We start from the raw sequence: 18,175 nt of genomic DNA on the forward strand, positions 1-18,175 counted from the left end.
ATGACACGTAAACATGATCAAAGATCAGACTTTAATATCCCGATCCTTTCTTTTATGGAAACTTGCCGGCAATTTCCTGAAACAGAGTTGTTTACTTTTGAGAATGAAGGAGAGCATCCTCACGTTCTTACGGGGACCACGCTTTTGCTGCAAGTGCAAACTTTGGGCAACTTTCTAATGAAAGAACTAGCTGCGCAGGAAAGAGCGCTCCTTGTATTTCCTCAGGGTCTGGGATATATCAGCAGCATGCTGGCATGTTTTTATGCAAACATCGTAGCCATCCCTACACCCATTACAGCAGCAGAGCCAGATGAAAAAATGCTTGAGAAAATAAAGCCTATTCAAACGGATTCCGGGGCTGTATGTATCATAACCAATACTGCCTTCAAAGCTTTTCTCCAAACACAACCGGAGTATAGAACGTTTCGTATCCTAAATATTGATGAGATTCTTCAAGAGAGCGCCGCCCACGTAGATATAAAGATGAGAATGCCAGCACCTGAAGATATGGCCCTTTTGCTGTACACATCAGGCTCTACATCACTGCCTAAAGGTGTAATTCTCAGCCATAGATGTTTGATGAATCAGGTTAAGGCTGAGCAATGGAGAATTGACCAAAATAGCCGTATCGTTTCCTGGATGCCGCAATTCCATGCTTTTGGACTGCAAAACAATATTTTGGTACCGCTATTGAATGGCGCCTCAAGCATTATTCTCCCGCCAGAAAGCTTTGCTAAAAATCCGGAGCACTGGATTCAGATGATTGACAAGTATCAGGCTACCCATACGGCTGCGCCAAACTTTGCATTCGATTACTGCTGCTCCACCTTGGACGTAGCTTCACTACAGGAATATTCTTTGCACCATCTTCAAGCTATTATATGTGCAGGTGAGCCCATTCGGAAGGAAAGTTACGAAAATTTTGTCCATCATTTCCGGGCATTAGGGCTTAAAGAAGATATATTTTGTCCTCTTCTTGGCTTATCTGAGCTGTGTCCTGTTACCAGTGTAAAACCGGGCCAGTCGATGAGATTTCTTAATTTGGATATTCCTAGCTTGGAGCAAAGAAGAGTCCAATACACAGATGAGAAGAACCCATCGAAGTCCGTTGTCAGTTGCGGGGAGATCGAAGCTCCGACAGAAATACGGATTGTTCATCCTGAAAGTCATATGCTATGCCTGCCAGAGGAAATCGGCGAGATTTGGATTAAATCCGATCGGATGGCAGAGGGTTATTTAAATAGGAAGCAAGAAACGGACAGCACTTTTGAGGCGGTACTTTCCAGTACACAAGAAGGCGGTTTTTTCCGTACAGGTGACCTTGGCTTTATTGCAGACAATCATATTTATGTCATCGGCAGAGAGAAGGAAGTCATTATCGTTCACGGCAAAAATCATCATCCTGTCGATATTGAATGGACCATCCAAAAGAATATGCCGGAGTTGACCTTGCCTATCGCTGTATTTGCCTCTGAAGTCAAAGGCCTGGAAAAGGTAATCGTCGTACAAGAGATTGAAACGTCCCTTCATGAGCAGGAATATAAACGACTGGTCGAAAAGATGTTAAATGCCGTATCTGGGACACATCAACTTGAGATTTATGATATATATTTGCTGCCAAAAGGTAGTATTCCCAAAACGGGGAGCGGGAAAATTCAAAGAAAGGTTTGCCGTAATGCTTACATCAAACAAGAGCTTAGGGCACTTTATCAATATCGGAGTGCACTCTCAACAGCGCATTCGGGTATTGGAGAAACGGATGCTACTGTAGACGCTGTTTCGTTGATACAGCTGAAGATTCAGGAATATATGGTGCAATTTTTGCAACGGGAACTGAATTTGGAGTCCGAGGCAATGGATTTGAATAAAAATATTCACGGTTATGGCATCGATTCCATTCTTATCATGAAGCTCATACGCGGCATTGAAAAATCTTATCCGATCAAGGTTAATGCAAGAGAAATTCTAGAGTACCCAACGATTCAACTACTATCGGCTTATTTAGCCAAAAAGATTGAAAAAGATAAACCGGTTGTAGAGATCAAGACCGAAACAATCCTGCATGGTTTGCAACAGAATCCACTTTCTGAAGTTCAAAAAGGGTTGTGGCTATTACATAAAATGTCTCCTGAAATAAATGCTTACAATGTACCAATATGTCTCCGATTTAATACGAAAGTTGAGATAGAGAACGTTAAACAGGCTTTCCACACCGTTTTAGAGCAATATCCTATTCTAAAAAGTGTGATTGAAGAGGATAATGGGACACCTTATCAAAAGCTGGAGTCTGCTCAGCCGTTCAATATGCAGATAGAGGATATTTCAAGCTTGAAAGCGGATGAAATCATTCCCTTTATTCGGAGCAAGGCAAAGCAGCCATTCGCGCTGGAACAGGACCCTTTGATGCGTGTTTATCTGATGTCCAGGTCCGAACAAGAACATTTCATACTGGTGGTCATCCATCATATTATTTTTGATGGTAGTTCTTTCATCCTTTTTATTCAAAGCTTTTTAGATGCATATAAGGACTTGGGACAAGGAAAGAGACCAGTCGTTTTACCACCTGCCGCGAGCTATAGCGATTTTGTGGAATGGGAACAAACGATGCTGGCGAGTGCAGAAGGGGAAAAGCATTTTTCCTATTGGAAGCAACAACTGTCGGATGCTTTACCGACTCTAGAGCTTCCATATAACCGCTCAGGTTTTCTGACTCCGAGCATGGAAGGACAAACATACACCAAGCGGCTTCCAGTTGATTGGGTCAATCGGGTAAAATCTTTCGCCCGTACGCAATATATGAGCTTGTCTACCGTCTTGTTAGGTATGTATGTGATATTGCTTAACCAGTATTCGAAACAAGAAGACATCATCGTTGGAATGCCAGTTATGGTACGACCAGAGGAGCGTTTTGACCAATTAATCGGATATTTTGTCAATATGCTTCCAATACGCAGCCAAGTGTCGGAAACAGAGACATTCCTGGATTTTATGAAAAAATTGCAAATCACCGTAGTCAATGGGATGGATCATGCTCCTTATCCTTTTCCGGCTCTGGTTCGAGCATTAAATGTGCCACGTTTGCCGGCGAGCTCGCCTGTTTTTCAGGCAGTTTTTTCTTACCAAAATTTTCTGCAAACTTCAAGCTTGCAGCAGCTTTGTGCGCCGTATAGCGATAGCTTTACCGTTGAGTTGGTAGAGGAAATTCACCAGGAAGGTGAATATGAGCTGGTATTGGAGCTGCTGGAGCAGGAAGAAGAGCTGACATTAAATATCAAATACCGTTCCGGTTTGTTCGATGAATCAACCATCGTACAGATGGCTGAGCGTTACATCGGATTAGCGGAAGCACTTATGAGCAATCCTACAGCTGCCCTGCAGGACTATTCATTACTTTTGCAAGAGGAAAAGAACAGCGTCCTTTATGACTGGAATGCGACCGAAATAAGTTATCCAGATAAATGCTTCCCTGAATTATTCATAAAACAGGCAAGGAAAACGCCTGACGCTATTGCAGTCGTGTATGAAGAACAATCGCTTACCTATCGGGAATTAAAAGAAAAGAGCACTTTACTCGCTCTATATTTGCAAAATCAGGGCGTTACCCCTGATACGCTGGTAGGAATTTGCATGGAACGGTCTTTAGAAATGGTCATTGGGCTGTTGGGAATCCTTCTGGCGGGAGGAGCCTATGTGCCGCTTGATCCGGACTATCCAGAGGACAGATTGGAGTATATGCTGCAGGATTCCAATGCATCCCTTGTCATTACGCAATCGGGATTGTTGGAAAAAGTATCTCGGCTGGCAGGGAGTCATGTGAACTGCATTGTTCTTGATAACGATTGGGATCTTCTTACAAGTAGTATAAAGGGGAGAAAGACACTCAAACGGGAAGTGCAGCCTAGCCATTTGGCATATGTGATATATACCTCTGGAAGTACAGGGAAACCCAAAGGGGTCATGATCCCACACAAAGCGTTGACCAACTTTCTTCTTTCCATGGCAGAAAAGCCAGGCATAACAGAGCAGGATAAACTGCTTGCAGTGACAACGTATTGCTTTGACATCGCGGGACTGGAATTATATCTACCTTTGATTAAAGGCGCTCAATGCTATGTTTGCAGTTCTGAAAAAGCTAAGGATGCCGAAAGACTCAAGCAGGAGATTCAAAAAATAAAACCGACAATGATGCAGGCAACACCTGTGACTTGGACCATGCTTTTTCAAGCTGGCTGGAAGAACGAAGAAAATATGAAAATGCTCTGTGGCGGAGAAGCACTTTCGGAAACATTGAAATCTTATTTTGTGCATAACAACGGTGACGCATGGAATATGTTCGGTCCGACTGAGACGACGATTTGGTCTACAATTCAAACGATTACCGCCGACAAGCCGATTTCGATCGGTAAGCCTATTGCCAACACCCAGATTTATATTTTGGATCAGCTCCTTAGACCTGTACCTATCGGATTTCCGGGTGAGCTTTTCATTTCGGGCAATGGCTTGGCCAGAGGCTATCTGAATCAGCCGGTGCTTACGGATGAAAAGTTTATTGACAACCCATTCAAGCCCGGAACTAAGCTCTATAGAACCGGAGATTTATGCAAGTGGCTTTCTGACGGTTCCATTGAATATTTGGGTCGGATGGATTATCAAGTGAAAATCCGCGGGTTTCGAATTGAGCTAAGTGAAGTTGAAGGTCAGGTCAGAACATATCCGGGAATTGATGAATGTGTCGTGATCGCCAAGGAACAAGGAGGGGATAAGCAGCTTGTCGCCTACTATTTACGCAACAACTCTCAGTTCGGGGAATCCTCACTTGATCCGAAAGAAGTACGAAATTATTTAAAAGCATTCTTGCCTTATTATATGATTCCAGCATTCTTTATCGAACTGGACAAGCTGCCATTGACCCCGAATGGCAAAATAGATCGGAAGGAATTAATGGGTCGTAGGGTCGAGCTGGCGACAGCAACAAGAAAAATCCATTTGCCGCAATCGGATGTTGAACAACAAGTTTTAACAATATGGAAAAAGCTTCTGGATATCGATCATCTAAGTACGGATGATGCTTTTTTCGACGTGGGCGGAAATTCTTTTTCAGCCGCAGAGATGATTAGAAGGATCAAGGACAAGCTGGAATGTGATATTTCGGTGACAGCATTGTTCAAGTATCCAACGGTTAGGGAACTTAGTGCCTATATTACGAAAGTAAAAGGTGAGGCACCAGCTTCTGCAACAGAACAAACAGATACCGCTAAAAATACCATTTCACAGGGATTAGACTCGGAGGAAGATGAACATAAACCATCCTACCCTGATTATTATGAGGATAGTATCGCAATCATAGGAATTTCATCCCATTTTCCGGGTGCGAAAAACCACGTTGAGTTTTGGAGCAATTTGAGGGCAGGGGTGGAAAGTGTCCGGTACTTTTCTGAGGAAGAACTAGCCCAGTTAGGGCTGGAGAGAGAGATTGTCGAGCATCCAAACTATGTGTCCGGACAATGCACGATTGAGGGAAAAGAGTATTTCGACCCTGAGTTTTTTAATTTGTCCCAGAAAAATGCAGAATTTATGGATCCTCAGATGAAATTGCTGCTACAGCATGCATGGAAGGCCGTTGAAGATGCTGGCTATGTTTCCAAAGAGATTCCTGAAACCAGCGTGTATATGTCGGCGAGCAGCAGCTTTTATCAAGCCTTTATTCCTAATTTGGCATCGCAATCACCTAATGTCCTGAGGAATGCGGATGAATATGTAACCTGGATTTTGGCACAAGGCGGGACCATTCCTACTATGATCTCTCATAAATTAGGATTTAAAGGTCCCAGCTTATTTGTGCATTCCAACTGTTCTTCTTCGTTAGTCGGACTTCGTCTAGCTTCGCAAAGCCTGTTGTCTGGTGAAGCAAAATACGCCTTGGTTGGAGCGTCAACAATCTTTCCTTTCAACAGCTTAGGTTATGTGTATCAGCCTGGCTTGAACTTTTCTAGTGATGGCCATATTAGAGCTTTTGACGATTCGGCAGACGGAATGATTGGCGGAGAAGGGGTTGGAGTTGTTCTACTGAAAAAAACGCTGGATGCCATTAGAGACGGTGACCATATTTATACGATTTTACGAGGGGTTAGCGTGAACAACGATGGGACTGACAAACTAGGGTTTTATGCTCCAAGTGTTAAGGGTCAGTCTGAAGTTATTCAGAAGACGATCGAATCAACCGGAATTCATCCCGAAACGATCAGTTATATTGAGACACATGGAACCGGAACCAAATTGGGCGATCCGGTTGAATTTGCTGCCTTGAATGATACATTCAGGCAGTATACAGCCAAAAAACAGTTTTGTGGTATTGGATCGGTCAAAACCAATATCGGACATTTGGACACTGCAGCAGGTTTGGCGGGGTGTATTAAAGTCGCTTTAAGCTTATACCATAATGAGATTCCTCCTACGCTTAATTATGATACACCCAATACCGATATCCATTTGTCTGAATCGCCTTTTTATGTTGTTGATAAACTGCGGAAATGGGAACAAGCGTCGGCCCCCCATCGAGCGGCGCTGAGCTCTTTTGGCATAGGCGGAACGAATGCTCATGCTATTTTCGAACAATTTGTAGCTAATGATGCACCCGAACGCTCTAAATCCAGCTTGGTGAACGATGCTGTTGAATATCTTATTCCTTTGTCTGCCAAAAATGATCAGCGCCTTAAGGCATATGCTGGGGACCTCTCGGCTTTCTTGACAGCTTCTCAAGAAATCAATTTGTCGGATGTATCTTTTACACTTCAAACAGGACGAATGGCAATGAAAAGTCGGGTAGCGTTTATCGTCAGGAATACGAGCGAGCTGGTGCAAAAATTGGATTCGTTCGCGAATGGACAAGAACATATCGAGAATTGCTGGAGGGGAGAAAATAACCAGCAAGATTCAATGCAATGGTTTGAACAGGAAGAAGTGTTCAAGGAATTAGTAAGCAAATGGATCTCAAATCGTGAAATGAACAAGCTGGCAGAGCTATGGGCCAAAGGCTTCTATATCGATTGGAAATTGCTGTATTACGATATCCAACCGAAAAGAATCAGTCTGCCTACGTATCCTTTTGCTCAGCAACGCTGTTGGGCTCCTGAGGTTGAGGCTGGAGCAGCAAGGGTCAGAGCAGTGGCGGAAGCACCTACGACTGCAGCTAGCCATACCCTGATGTTTGAACCAGTCTGGAAGGAGCAGGACGTAGCGCCGGAGGTCGAAGCCCCTGCCTACGACCGCCGTATCATCTTACTGTGTGAGCCGGACGAGGCTTTACCTGAACGGCTTGAAGCGCGAGTGAACGGAGCGGCACAGGTCTTGGCCTTCTCATCTGGGAAGAGCCGGGTGGATGAGCGGTTTCAGACCTATGCAGTTCAGGCCTTTGAGAGCATCCAAAGCCTACTCAAAGACAAGCCTGCCGGAAGGGTGCTGGTTCAGCTTGTCGTGATGGCGGCTGGAGAAGGACAGCTCTTTTCAGGGCTTTCGGGTCTGCTGAAGACCGCCCGACTGGAAAATCCGAAACTCATCGGTCAATTGATCGAAGTGGAACAGGGAGAATCTGCGGAAAGCCTGCTGGCGAAATTGGAAGAAAACAGCCGCAGTCCGTTGGATGGATGGATTCGCTATGAGGGCATTCAACGCAAAACCGCTTGCTGGAACAGGTTGGAGCCATCTCGGTCAGATGAGGAGCTGCCATGGAGAGATGGGGGCGTGTATCTCATCACCGGCGGCTCTGGCGGCCTGGGGCTGCTTGTTGCCGAAGAACTGGTTCGGCGCACCCGAGCAGCGACCTTGATCCTGACAGGGCGGTCGACACTGGACGGCAACAGACAAACTCGGCTGAAGGAACTGGAGTCCTCAGGAGCCAGAGTGGTGTATAAGCAGGGGGATATCACTGACAGGAACACGGTTACCAGCTTGCTGGAAAGCATTCAGGAAGAATTCGGGCGTGTTCACGGGATTATCCACTGTGCTGGGGTCATTCACGATAACTTCATTCTCAAGAAAAGCAGGGAAGAATTTATCGAGGTGCTGGGGCCGAAGGTCCAAGGGCTGGTCCATCTGGATGAGGCAAGCAGCGGCCAGGATCTGGACTTCTTCATGCTCTTTTCCTCCATCTCGGGCAGTCTGGGCAATCCGGGACAGGCCGATTATGCCACCGCCAACGCCTTTATGGATGCGTACGCAGCATATCGGAATACCCTGGTGGAAGCCCAGCAACGGCGGGGCCGGACGCTATCCATCCGCTGGCCGCTGTGGAAAGAAGGCGGAATGCGGATCGATGCGGACACGGAAAAGCTCATGAGACAAAATATGGGCCTCACGCCTCTACAGACCGAGTCGGGCATTCAGGCGTTGTACCAATGCCTGACCTCAAGCAAGGATCAGGTGATGATCCTGGAAGGAGAGCCAGAGAAAATCGAGGCCTACCTATGGAAATCCGTCTCGCAGGCCGATGTTCGAGCGGTAGAGGCAGCTGGATTGAAGCTGGATGCGGGTTTACTGTACGATAAAACCTTGTATCATCTCAAGGCGCTATTGGGAGAGGTGACCCGGCTGAGCATCGGTAGCATTGAAGCCCAAGAACCGCTAGAGCGTTATGGGATTGATTCGATTATGATTACCCAACTCAATGCCAAGCTGGCAGAGTCTTTTGGCGAGCTATCCAAGACGCTGTTTTATGAGTACCAGACCTTGCGTGCCTTGGCGGAATATTTGGTGTCGGAATACACACCGGAATGCATGCAGTGGGTTGGAATGAGCATGGACAAGGAACGGGTAGAGGAAACGGCTGCGACAACCCGGTACGCTGAAGAAGAAAGCACGCAAATTGCGAGGCAGACGATAGCGGAGGAGGCGACAGCGAAGTCCAGAAGCTACGTGGAGCCGATTCGAAGCTACGCGGAGCTTGGCGCAGAGGAAACACGAGAACCGATCGCCATCATTGGCATGGCAGGAAAGTATCCAGGTTCGAGGGACATGAACGAATATTGGGAAAATCTCAAGGCAGGAAAGGATTGTGTCAGCGAAATCCCGCAGGAACGCTGGAAACTGGAAGGATTCTTCCAGCCTGACAAACAGGAAGCGGTAGCTGATGGCAAAAGCTACAGCAAGTGGGGCGGCTTTATCGAAGGCTTTGCGGAATTCGACCCATTGTTTTTCAATATTGCACCGCGAGAAGCCCTCAGCATGGATCCTCAGGAAAGGCTGTTTATTGAAGCTTGCTGGGAAGCGATGGAGGACGCAGGCTACACCAGAGAACAGCTTGCGGTACGACATAACAGCCGTGTAGGTGTGTTTGCGGGAATTACCAAAACGGGCTACGAGCTTTATGGGCCGGAATTATGGAAGATGGGGGCCAAAATATTCCCCCAAATATCCTTTAGCTCGGTAGCCAACCGGATTTCGTACCTGTTTAATTTGCAGGGGCCGAGCATGCCGGTGGATACGATGTGTTCGTCCTCGTTGACTGCGATTCATGAAGCGTGTGAGCATCTGTACCGCGGAGAATGCGAGCTGGCTATGGCAGGAGGAGTGAACCTGTATCTGCATCCGCTGAGCTATGTCGGACTTTGTGCGAATCAGATGCTGTCCGTAGACGGACAGTGCAAGAGCTTCGGAAAGGGAGGCAACGGCTTTGTCCCAGGAGAAGGTGTGGGGGTCGTGCTATTGAAGCCGTTGTCGAAGGCGATAGCAGATGGGGACCCGATCCATGCGGTCATCCGGGGAACGAGCATCAACCATGGAGGCAAGACCAACGGGTATACCGTGCCTAACCCGACTGCTCAAGGGGAGCTAATCCGGTCGGCTTTGGAACGAGCCGGGGTACATGCCCGGACCATCAGCTATATCGAAGCTCACGGAACTGGCACAGAATTGGGAGATCCCATTGAAGTGACCGGTTTGACCCAGGCCTTCAGAAAGGACACGGCAGACAAGGGATTTTGCGCCGTGGGCTCTGTGAAGTCCAACATCGGACATTTGGAGGCGGCAGCGGGCATCGCAGGGATTGGGAAAATTGTCCTGCAGATGAAAAACCGGACGCTGGTTCCCAGTCTGCATGCCCAGGAACTGAATCCAAACATTCCTTTTGAGCAGACGCCGTTTGTTGTCCAGCAGGAGCTGGAGGAATGGAAGCGGCCAGTGGTTGAGCTCGATGGAGAGACACGGGAATACCCAAGAATGGCGGGGATTTCATCGTTTGGAGCAGGAGGCGCCAATGCTCATGTCATCATCGAAGAGTACGTTCCAGAAGAGCAGGCGCCAATCTGTGTGACAGCTCACAATCCTGTGATTATCGTATTGTCGGCCAAAAATGAGGAACGGCTGAAGCAGCAGGTCGAGAGATTGCTGTCCGTGATCGGGAAAGGAGAGGTCACAGAGGGCAATCTGGCCGATGCAGCCTACACGCTCCAGGTAGGACGTGAAGCGATGGAAGAACGCCTAGCGGTCATTGCTGAATCGCTACCGAAACTGGTGGAAAAGCTGCAAAGATTCTTGGAAGGCCACGACGGGATTTCCGAGCTGTATCGAGGACAGGTCAAGCGAAACAAAGAGGCACTGTCCGCACTGGTAGAAGATGAAGATATGGAAAAAACGATCGCTGCCTGGATCGGGAAACGGAAATACGCGAAGATAGTGGATCTGTGGGTAAAGGGACTGGCGATGGACTGGAGCATGCTTTATGGAGATGCCAAGCCGCAGCGAATAAGCCTGCCAGCCTATCCTTTTGCAAAGGAGCGGTATTGGATCACGGATATTAAAACCAAGCAGGCTTCCATTGAATTTACCAAATCTGTACAGTCAACAGATATATTTGTTGATCAAAGAACACCTGAGACAGCGGCAAATATTTCGCAAAAGTATAGAAAAGAAAGCGAAGATCCAAATTCCGAAGCTATTCCTTCGTATATCCAGAATATTCAGAGCCATATTTCCACCAGTGTCAAAATGAAGAAGATGCCAGATATTTCTTATCTAGCGGCTGAATACGAAAGAATTCCTTCGACTATGGTCGACAACCAAGCTTACTCGGAACAGGATGGGACGACGCGAGGGACTAATCGGATGAGGAGGCTTACAGATGAAGGAAATGAATGATGTCTTATGCAAATTGCTATGGGGTTATTTGCAGTTGATGGGATTATGCCCCTATGCACATATGGACAAGAAAGCTATGATTAATGATTTTAAAACCAAAACAGCATTGCTGAATTTATATGATCGCTGGCTTGAAGAAAGCATAGAGGTATTGGCGCGGAATCATTATTTTTACCGTAAAGGAGACTCTTATAGCGTAACGGATAGAGCTTTGGTTGATCTGCAGGCTGTATGGAAGGAATGGGAATTGAAGAAAGGGGAATGGCTGAAAAATCCGGATCTCTCGGCCTGGGTTGTACTCGTAGAATCAACATTGCGCAAGCTGCCGGAAATTTTGACCGGAAACATACCTGCCACTGACATTGTTTTTCCTCAGTCCTCTATGAAGCTGGTAGAAGGTATATATAAAAATAGTCCTGCAGCAGATTACTTTAATGAAGTGCTGGGGGATATTGTAGTTTCCTACTTGAATGAACGGCTTAAGCATGACCCGTCAGGGTCGATTCGAATTATTGAAATTGGTGCAGGCACTGGAGGAACCAGCGCTATGCTCTTCCGGAAGCTTCAACCTTATCAGGAGCATATTCGTGAATACTGTTATACCGATAAATCCAGAGCATTTTTATTGCATGCGCAAAAAGAGTACGGCCCGCAAAATCCTTACTTGACTTATAAAATTTTTAATGTGGAAGAGTCGGCTGTGGGACAAGATATCGACACGGGCGGATATGATATTGCAATTGCCACCAATGTCCTGCACGCTACGAGGAACATTCGGCAGACATTAGGCAATGTCAAAGCATCGCTGCGAAAAAACGGCCTGATTCTTATCAATGAAATCAGTGGAAACTCGCTGTTAAACCACCTAACCTTTGGCCTGCTGGAGGGATGGTGGCTTTATAATGACCCCGAGCTGCGTATTCCAGGCTCTCCCGGTTTATACCCTGAACGTTGGCAGGAGGTATTGGAAAGCGAGGGGTTCCGGTCGGTCTTCTTCCCCGCTCAGGAAGCGCATGAAATAGGCCAGCAAATTATTGTGGCTGAAAGCGATGGTAAGCTTAGCGATGGGATGCTTCGGGACCAACAGAAGCTTGAACAGGGCAAGCCTCCATTAGAACAGCGTGACACAGGGACTCAATCAGCTGCTGATGTATCCAATGAGATGGCTGAAGAGCATGTCAGGGAGCTTATTGTAGAGAAGTTGGCAGAGGCCTTGAATGTGGACTTTTCTATGATTGATGTCCATGAGTCATTCGCAGATTATGGCCTGGACTCTATTCTTGGCGTCAACTTTGTACAGGATGTTAATCAGGGGCTGGGCATTCATTTGCAGACTACAGACATCTTTGATTACAGTTCGGTCAAACAACTGACGTTATACATTTTAGGCCAATTCGGCGACATCGTTTTACCAGTTTTGGGACACAATGCTGATCCAATAGAGGATGGGAAAGATACAAGCCGTGAAGCCCAAGCGCCTAAGGAAAAGGAATATATGTTTAATCCGGTTCAAACGGCAAGTGCATCGATTGAGCCAGTAAGACCTAAACAGGAGAATACAGGAAAAAGCTTGGCGCAAAGAGAGCCGATTGCGATTATTGGAATGAGCGGGCGGTTTGCCGGGTCTGACAATGTAGATGAGCTTTGGAATCACCTTAAGAATGGCGACGATTTAGTAAAAGAGGTAACTCGGTGGGATCTTTCGAAATACCAGGAAAAAAATGCGAGTTACTGCAATTATGGAAGCTTTTTGGAGGATGTTGATAAGTTCGATCCGCTTTTTTTCAATATTTCCGGACTGGAAGCAACTTACATGGATCCGCAGCAGCGATTGTTTCTCGAGGAAGCATGGCATGCTCTAGAGGATGCGGGCTATGCGGGTGCAGGGATGGATGGGCGTCGGTGCGGAGTTTATGTAGGCTGTGCCGAAGGCGATTACCAGCGATTGCTGGGTGAAGACCTGCCACCGCAAGCACTGTGGGGACATATGGGCTCCGTGATTCCCGCCAGAATTTCCTACTACTTGAATCTTCATGGGCCGGCGATAGCTGTAGATACAGCTTGTTCGAGTTCGCTAGTTGCCACCCATCTTGCTTGCCAAAGTTTATGGTCTGGAGAAACGGATATGGCTTTAGCTGGCGGGGTGTATATTCATACAACCCCTCGTTGCTATTTATACGGTGACAGAGCAGGAATGCTGTCTCACACAGGGCACTGTTATACCTTTGATGACAGGGCAGACGGAATGGTTCCAGGAGAGGCTGTTGGCGCTGTTGTACTCAAACGGCTTGAGGAAGCAGTTGCCGATGGTGACCACATCTATGGGGTAATTTTAGGCTCAGGAATCAATCAGGACGGTACCACGAATGGACTTACTGCACCAAGCCAGAAGTCTCAGGAGCGACTGGAGCAATATGTGTACGATACTTTTCATATCCATCCAGAGCAAATCCAATTGGTGGAAGCACATGGCACTGGTACCAAGCTAGGAGATCCAATTGAATATCAGGCATTGACACGAACATTTAGAAAGTATACGGACAAGAAGGGATTTTGCGCGATCGGGTCCATCAAAACGAATATCGGTCATACGCAAATTGCGGCAGGAATCACAGGAGTAATTAAGCTGTTATTGTCATTAAAGCATGAGCAGATTCCGCCTTCACTTCATTTCCAATCAGGCAATTCTAATATTCAGTTTGCGGACAGTCCTTTTTTTGTCAATACGCAGTTGCAGAATTGGCTGATTGAGCCTGAAGCCAGACGCTGTGCTGCGGTCAGCTCCTTTGGTGCCAGTGGTACTAATGCCCACCTGGTCATCGAAGAGGCTCCACATACGAAACGAAGACATTGCGAAAAGCCGGCTTATTTCATTCCGCTGTCCGCCCGGACTTCACAACAATTACGCCGTCAGGTGGAGCAACTGATTGCCTATTGCGAACAGGAGCCTGAGGCAGACTGCGGTAACATGAGCTATACATTATTGCTTGGGAGAAAGCACTGCAATCATCGGCTTGCATGTGTTGCCCGCAATCAAGGTGAGCTTGTCATGTCCCTTAAAAGGTGGCTGGAAAAAGGCAATTCTTCTCAAGTTTATTATTCTGAACTACACGAAAAAGACCAACGCATTCAAACGTCATTGAAGAGATATGGAAATGAATGTATTCAAAACTGTCAAAATGCAGGTGAAGCCCGCGAGTATTTGGAGCTTTTAACTACGATTGCGGATTTATATGTTCAGGGATATCCGTTAGACTTTGAACGTTTGTTTTCAAATGAACCGTATTGCAGAATCCCACTACCGACTTATCCTTTTGCAAAAGAGCGGTATTGGGCGCCTGGGAATGAAACCCAAATGGCTAAAAGCATAAGTATAGAAAGTGAAACCAAATCAACGATTTCCAGAGCAGAGGCAAAACCTGTGGCTACAGCTACCCATACCCTGCTGCTGGAGCCAGTTTGGAAGGAGCAGGACGTATCGCCAGAGGTGGAAGCACCTACCTACGACCGCCGTATCATCTTGCTGTGTGAGCCGGACAAGGCTTTACCTGAACGGCTCGAAGCGCGATTGAACGGAGCAGCGCAGATCTTGGCCTTCTCATCCGGGAAGAGCCGGGTGGATGAGCGGTTTCAGGCCTATGCCGTTCAGGCCTTTGAGAGCATCCAGGGCCTGCTCAAAGACAAGCCTGCTGGAAGGGTGCTGGTTCAGCTTGTCGTGACGGCGGCTGGAGAAGGGCGGCTCTTTTCAGGACTTTCGGGTCTGCTGAAGACCGCCCGACTGGAAAATCCAAAACTCATCGGCCAATTGATCGAAGTGGAACAGGGAGAATCTGCGGAAAGCCTGCTGGCGAAGCTGGAGGAAAACAGCCGCAGTCCGGTGGATGGATGGATTCGCTATGAGGGCGGTCAACGCAAAACCGCTTGCTGGAACAGGTTGGAGCCATCTCGGTCAGAAGAGAAGCTGCCATGGAGAGACGGTGGCGTGTATCTCATTACCGGCGGCTCTGGCGGCCTGGGGCTGCTTGTTGCCGAAGAACTGGTTCGGCGCACCCAAGCAGCAACCTTAATCCTGACAGGCCGCTCGCCACTGGACGGCAACAGACAAACCCGGCTGAAGGAGCTGGAGTCCTCAGGAGCCAGAGTAGTATACAAGCAGGGGGATATCACCGACAGGAACACGGTTACCAGCTTGTTGGAAAGCATTCAGGAAGAATTCGGGCGTGTTCATGGGATTATCCACTGCGCTGGGGTCATTCACGATAACTTCATTCTCAAGAAAAGCAGGGAAGAATTTATCGAGGTGCTGGGTCCGAAGGTTAAAGGGCTGGTTCATCTAGATGAGGTGAGCAGCGGTCAGGATTTGGACTTCTTCGTGCTCTTTTCCTCCATCTCGGGCAGTATGGGCAATCCGGGACAGGCCGATTATGCCACCGCCAACGCCTTTATGGATGCGTACGCAGCATACCGGAATACCCTGGTGGAAGCCCAGCAACGGCGGGGCCGGACGCTATCCATCCGCTGGCCGCTGTGGAAAGAAGGCGGGATGAGGATTGACGCGGATACGGAAAAGCTCATGAGACAGAACATGGGCATTACGCCTCTACAGACCGAGTCGGGCATTCAGGCGTTGTACCAATGCCTGACCTCAAGCAAGGATCAGGTGATGGTCTTGGAAGGAGAGCCTGAGAAAATCGAGGCCTATCTGGCGAAAGCCGTCTCGCAGGCCGGTATCCGTGCGATACAGGCATCTGTGCCGAAGTTGGATGCGGGTTTACTGTACGAGAAAACTTTATATCGCCTCAAGGCGTTGTTGGGAGAGGTGACCCGTCTGAGCGTCGGTAGCATTGAAGCCCAAGAACCGCTAGAGCGTTATGGGATTGATTCGATTATGATTACCCAGCTCAATGCCAAGCTGGCAGAGTCTTTTGGCGAGCTATCCAAGACGCTATTTTATGAGTATCAGACCTTGCGTGCCCTGGCGGAATATTTGGCGTCGGAATATGCACTGGAGTGCATGCAATGGGTTGGAATGAGCACGGACAAGGAACGGGTAGAGGAAACGGCTGCGACAGCCCGGTACGCTGAAGAAGAAAGCACGCCAGTTGCGGAGCAAACGATTGCGGAGACGGTGGCAACGAAGTCCAGCCGTAGCTATGTGAAGCCTGTTCGAAGTTGTGCGGAGTCTGTCGCAGAGGAAACACGAGAGCCGATCGCCATCATTGGTATGGCAGGAAAGTATCCAGGTTCGAGGGATATGAATGAATATTGGGAAAATCTCAAGGCAGGGAAGGATTGTGTCAGCGAAATCCCGCAGGAACGCTGGAAACTAGAAGGATTCTTCCATCCTGATAAAGAGGAAGCGGCTTCACATGGCAAAAGCTATAGCAAGTGGGGTGGCTTTATCGAGGGATTTGCTGAATTCGACCCATTGTTTTTCAATATTGCACCGCGGGAAGCACTTAGCATGGACCCTCAGGAACGGCTGTTTATTGAAGCCTGCTGGGAAGCGATGGAGGACGCGGGCTACACCAGAGAACAGCTTGCGGTACGACATAACAGCCGTGTAGGTGTGTTTGCGGGAATTACCAAAACAGGATTTGATTTATATGGTCTTGATCTGTGGAGGAAGGGAGCGCAAATATTCCCTCACACTTCCTTTAGCTCAGTAGCCAACCGGATTTCGTACCTGTTTAATTTGCAGGGGCCGAGCATGCCAGTGGATACGATGTGTTCATCCTCATTGACCGCGATTCATGAAGCGTGTGAGCATCTGTACCGCGGAGAATGCGAGTTGGCCATGGCAGGAGGAGTGAACCTGTATCTGCATCCGCTGAGTTATGTCGGACTTTGTGCGAATCAGATGCTGTCCGTAGACGGACAGTGCAAGAGCTTCGGAAAGGGAGGCAACGGCTTTGTCCCAGGAGAAGGCGTGGGGGTAGTCCTATTGAAGCCGTTGTCGAAGGCGATAGCAGATGGGGACCCGATCCATGCGGTCATCCGGGGAACGAGCATCAACCATGGAGGCAAGACCAACGGGTATACCGTGCCTAACCCGACTGCTCAAGGGGAGCTAATCCGGTCGGCTTTGGAACGAGCCGGGGTACATGCCCGGACCATTAGCTATATCGAAGCTCACGGAACTGGCACAGAACTGGGAGATCCGATTGAAGTAACCGGTCTGACCCAGGCCTTCAGAAAGGACACGGCAGACAAGGGATTTTGCGCCGTGGGCTCTGTGAAGTCCAACATCGGACATTTGGAGGCGGCAGCGGGCATCGCAGGGATTGGGAAAATTGTCCTGCAGATGAAAAACCGGACGCTGGTTCCCAGTCTGCATGCCCAGGAACTGAATCCGAACATTCCTTTTGAGCAGACGCCGTTTGTCGTCCAGCAGGAGCTGGAGGAATGGAAGCGGCCAGTGGTTGAGCTCGATGGAGAGACACGGGAATACCCAAGAATGGCGGGGATTTCATCGTTTGGAGCAGGAGGCGCCAATGCTCATGTCATCATCGAAGAGTACGTTCCGGAAGAGCAGTCGCCAATCTGTGTGACAGCTCACCATCCTGTGATTATCGTATTGTCAGCCAAAAATGAGGAACGGCTGAAGCAGCAGGTCGAGAGATTGCTGTCCGTGATCGAGAAAGGAGAGGTCACAGAAAGCAATCTGGCGGATGCAGCCTACACGCTTCAGGTTGGGCGCGAAGCGATGGAAGAACGCCTGGCAGTCATTGCCGAATCGATGCCAGCGCTGGTGGAAAAGCTGGAAGGATTCATGAAAGACCAGACGGGGATCTCCGAGCTGTATCGAGGACAGGTCAAGCGAAACAAAGATGCGCTATCCGCACTGGTAGAAGATGAAGACATGGGGAAAACAATCGCTGCCTGGATCGGGAAACGGAAATACGCGAAGATAGTGGATCTGTGGGTGAAGGGACTGGCGATGGACTGGAGCATGCTTTACGGAGATGCCAAGCCGCAGCGAATGAGCCTGCCAGCCTATCCTTTTGCAAAGGAGCGGTATTGGGTCACAGATATTACGATCCCA

Annotated in this window: 2 protein-coding genes (1 of these 2 only partly in view); both read left to right on the plus strand. The window is 48.2% G+C overall.

Annotated elements, in window-relative coordinates; all coding sequences use genetic code 11:
- Complete coding sequence (locus G7035_RS17650; RefSeq protein ID WP_115293075.1) at positions 1–11,130, plus strand: non-ribosomal peptide synthetase; 11,130 nt, start codon at positions 1–3, stop codon at positions 11,128–11,130.
- Positions 11,114–18,175: the beginning of an SDR family NAD(P)-dependent oxidoreductase gene (locus tag G7035_RS17655; protein WP_115293074.1), read on the plus strand. Its footprint extends 12,708 nt past the window's final position; the window shows 7,062 of its 19,770 coding nt (coding positions 1–7,062); its start codon is at positions 11,114–11,116; the stop codon falls past the right edge of the window. The genes G7035_RS17650 and G7035_RS17655 overlap by 17 nt, the downstream gene beginning before the upstream one ends.

It is taken from the genome of Paenibacillus polymyxa (genome assembly GCF_015710975.1).
Taxonomy (GTDB): domain Bacteria; phylum Bacillota; class Bacilli; order Paenibacillales; family Paenibacillaceae; genus Paenibacillus; species Paenibacillus polymyxa.

Bases quoted from the DNA above. Each gene is read 5' to 3' on its own strand.
- G7035_RS17650 (WP_115293075.1), top strand. From the start codon at position 1: ATGACACGTAAACATGATCAAAGATCAGACTTTAATATCCCGATCCTT.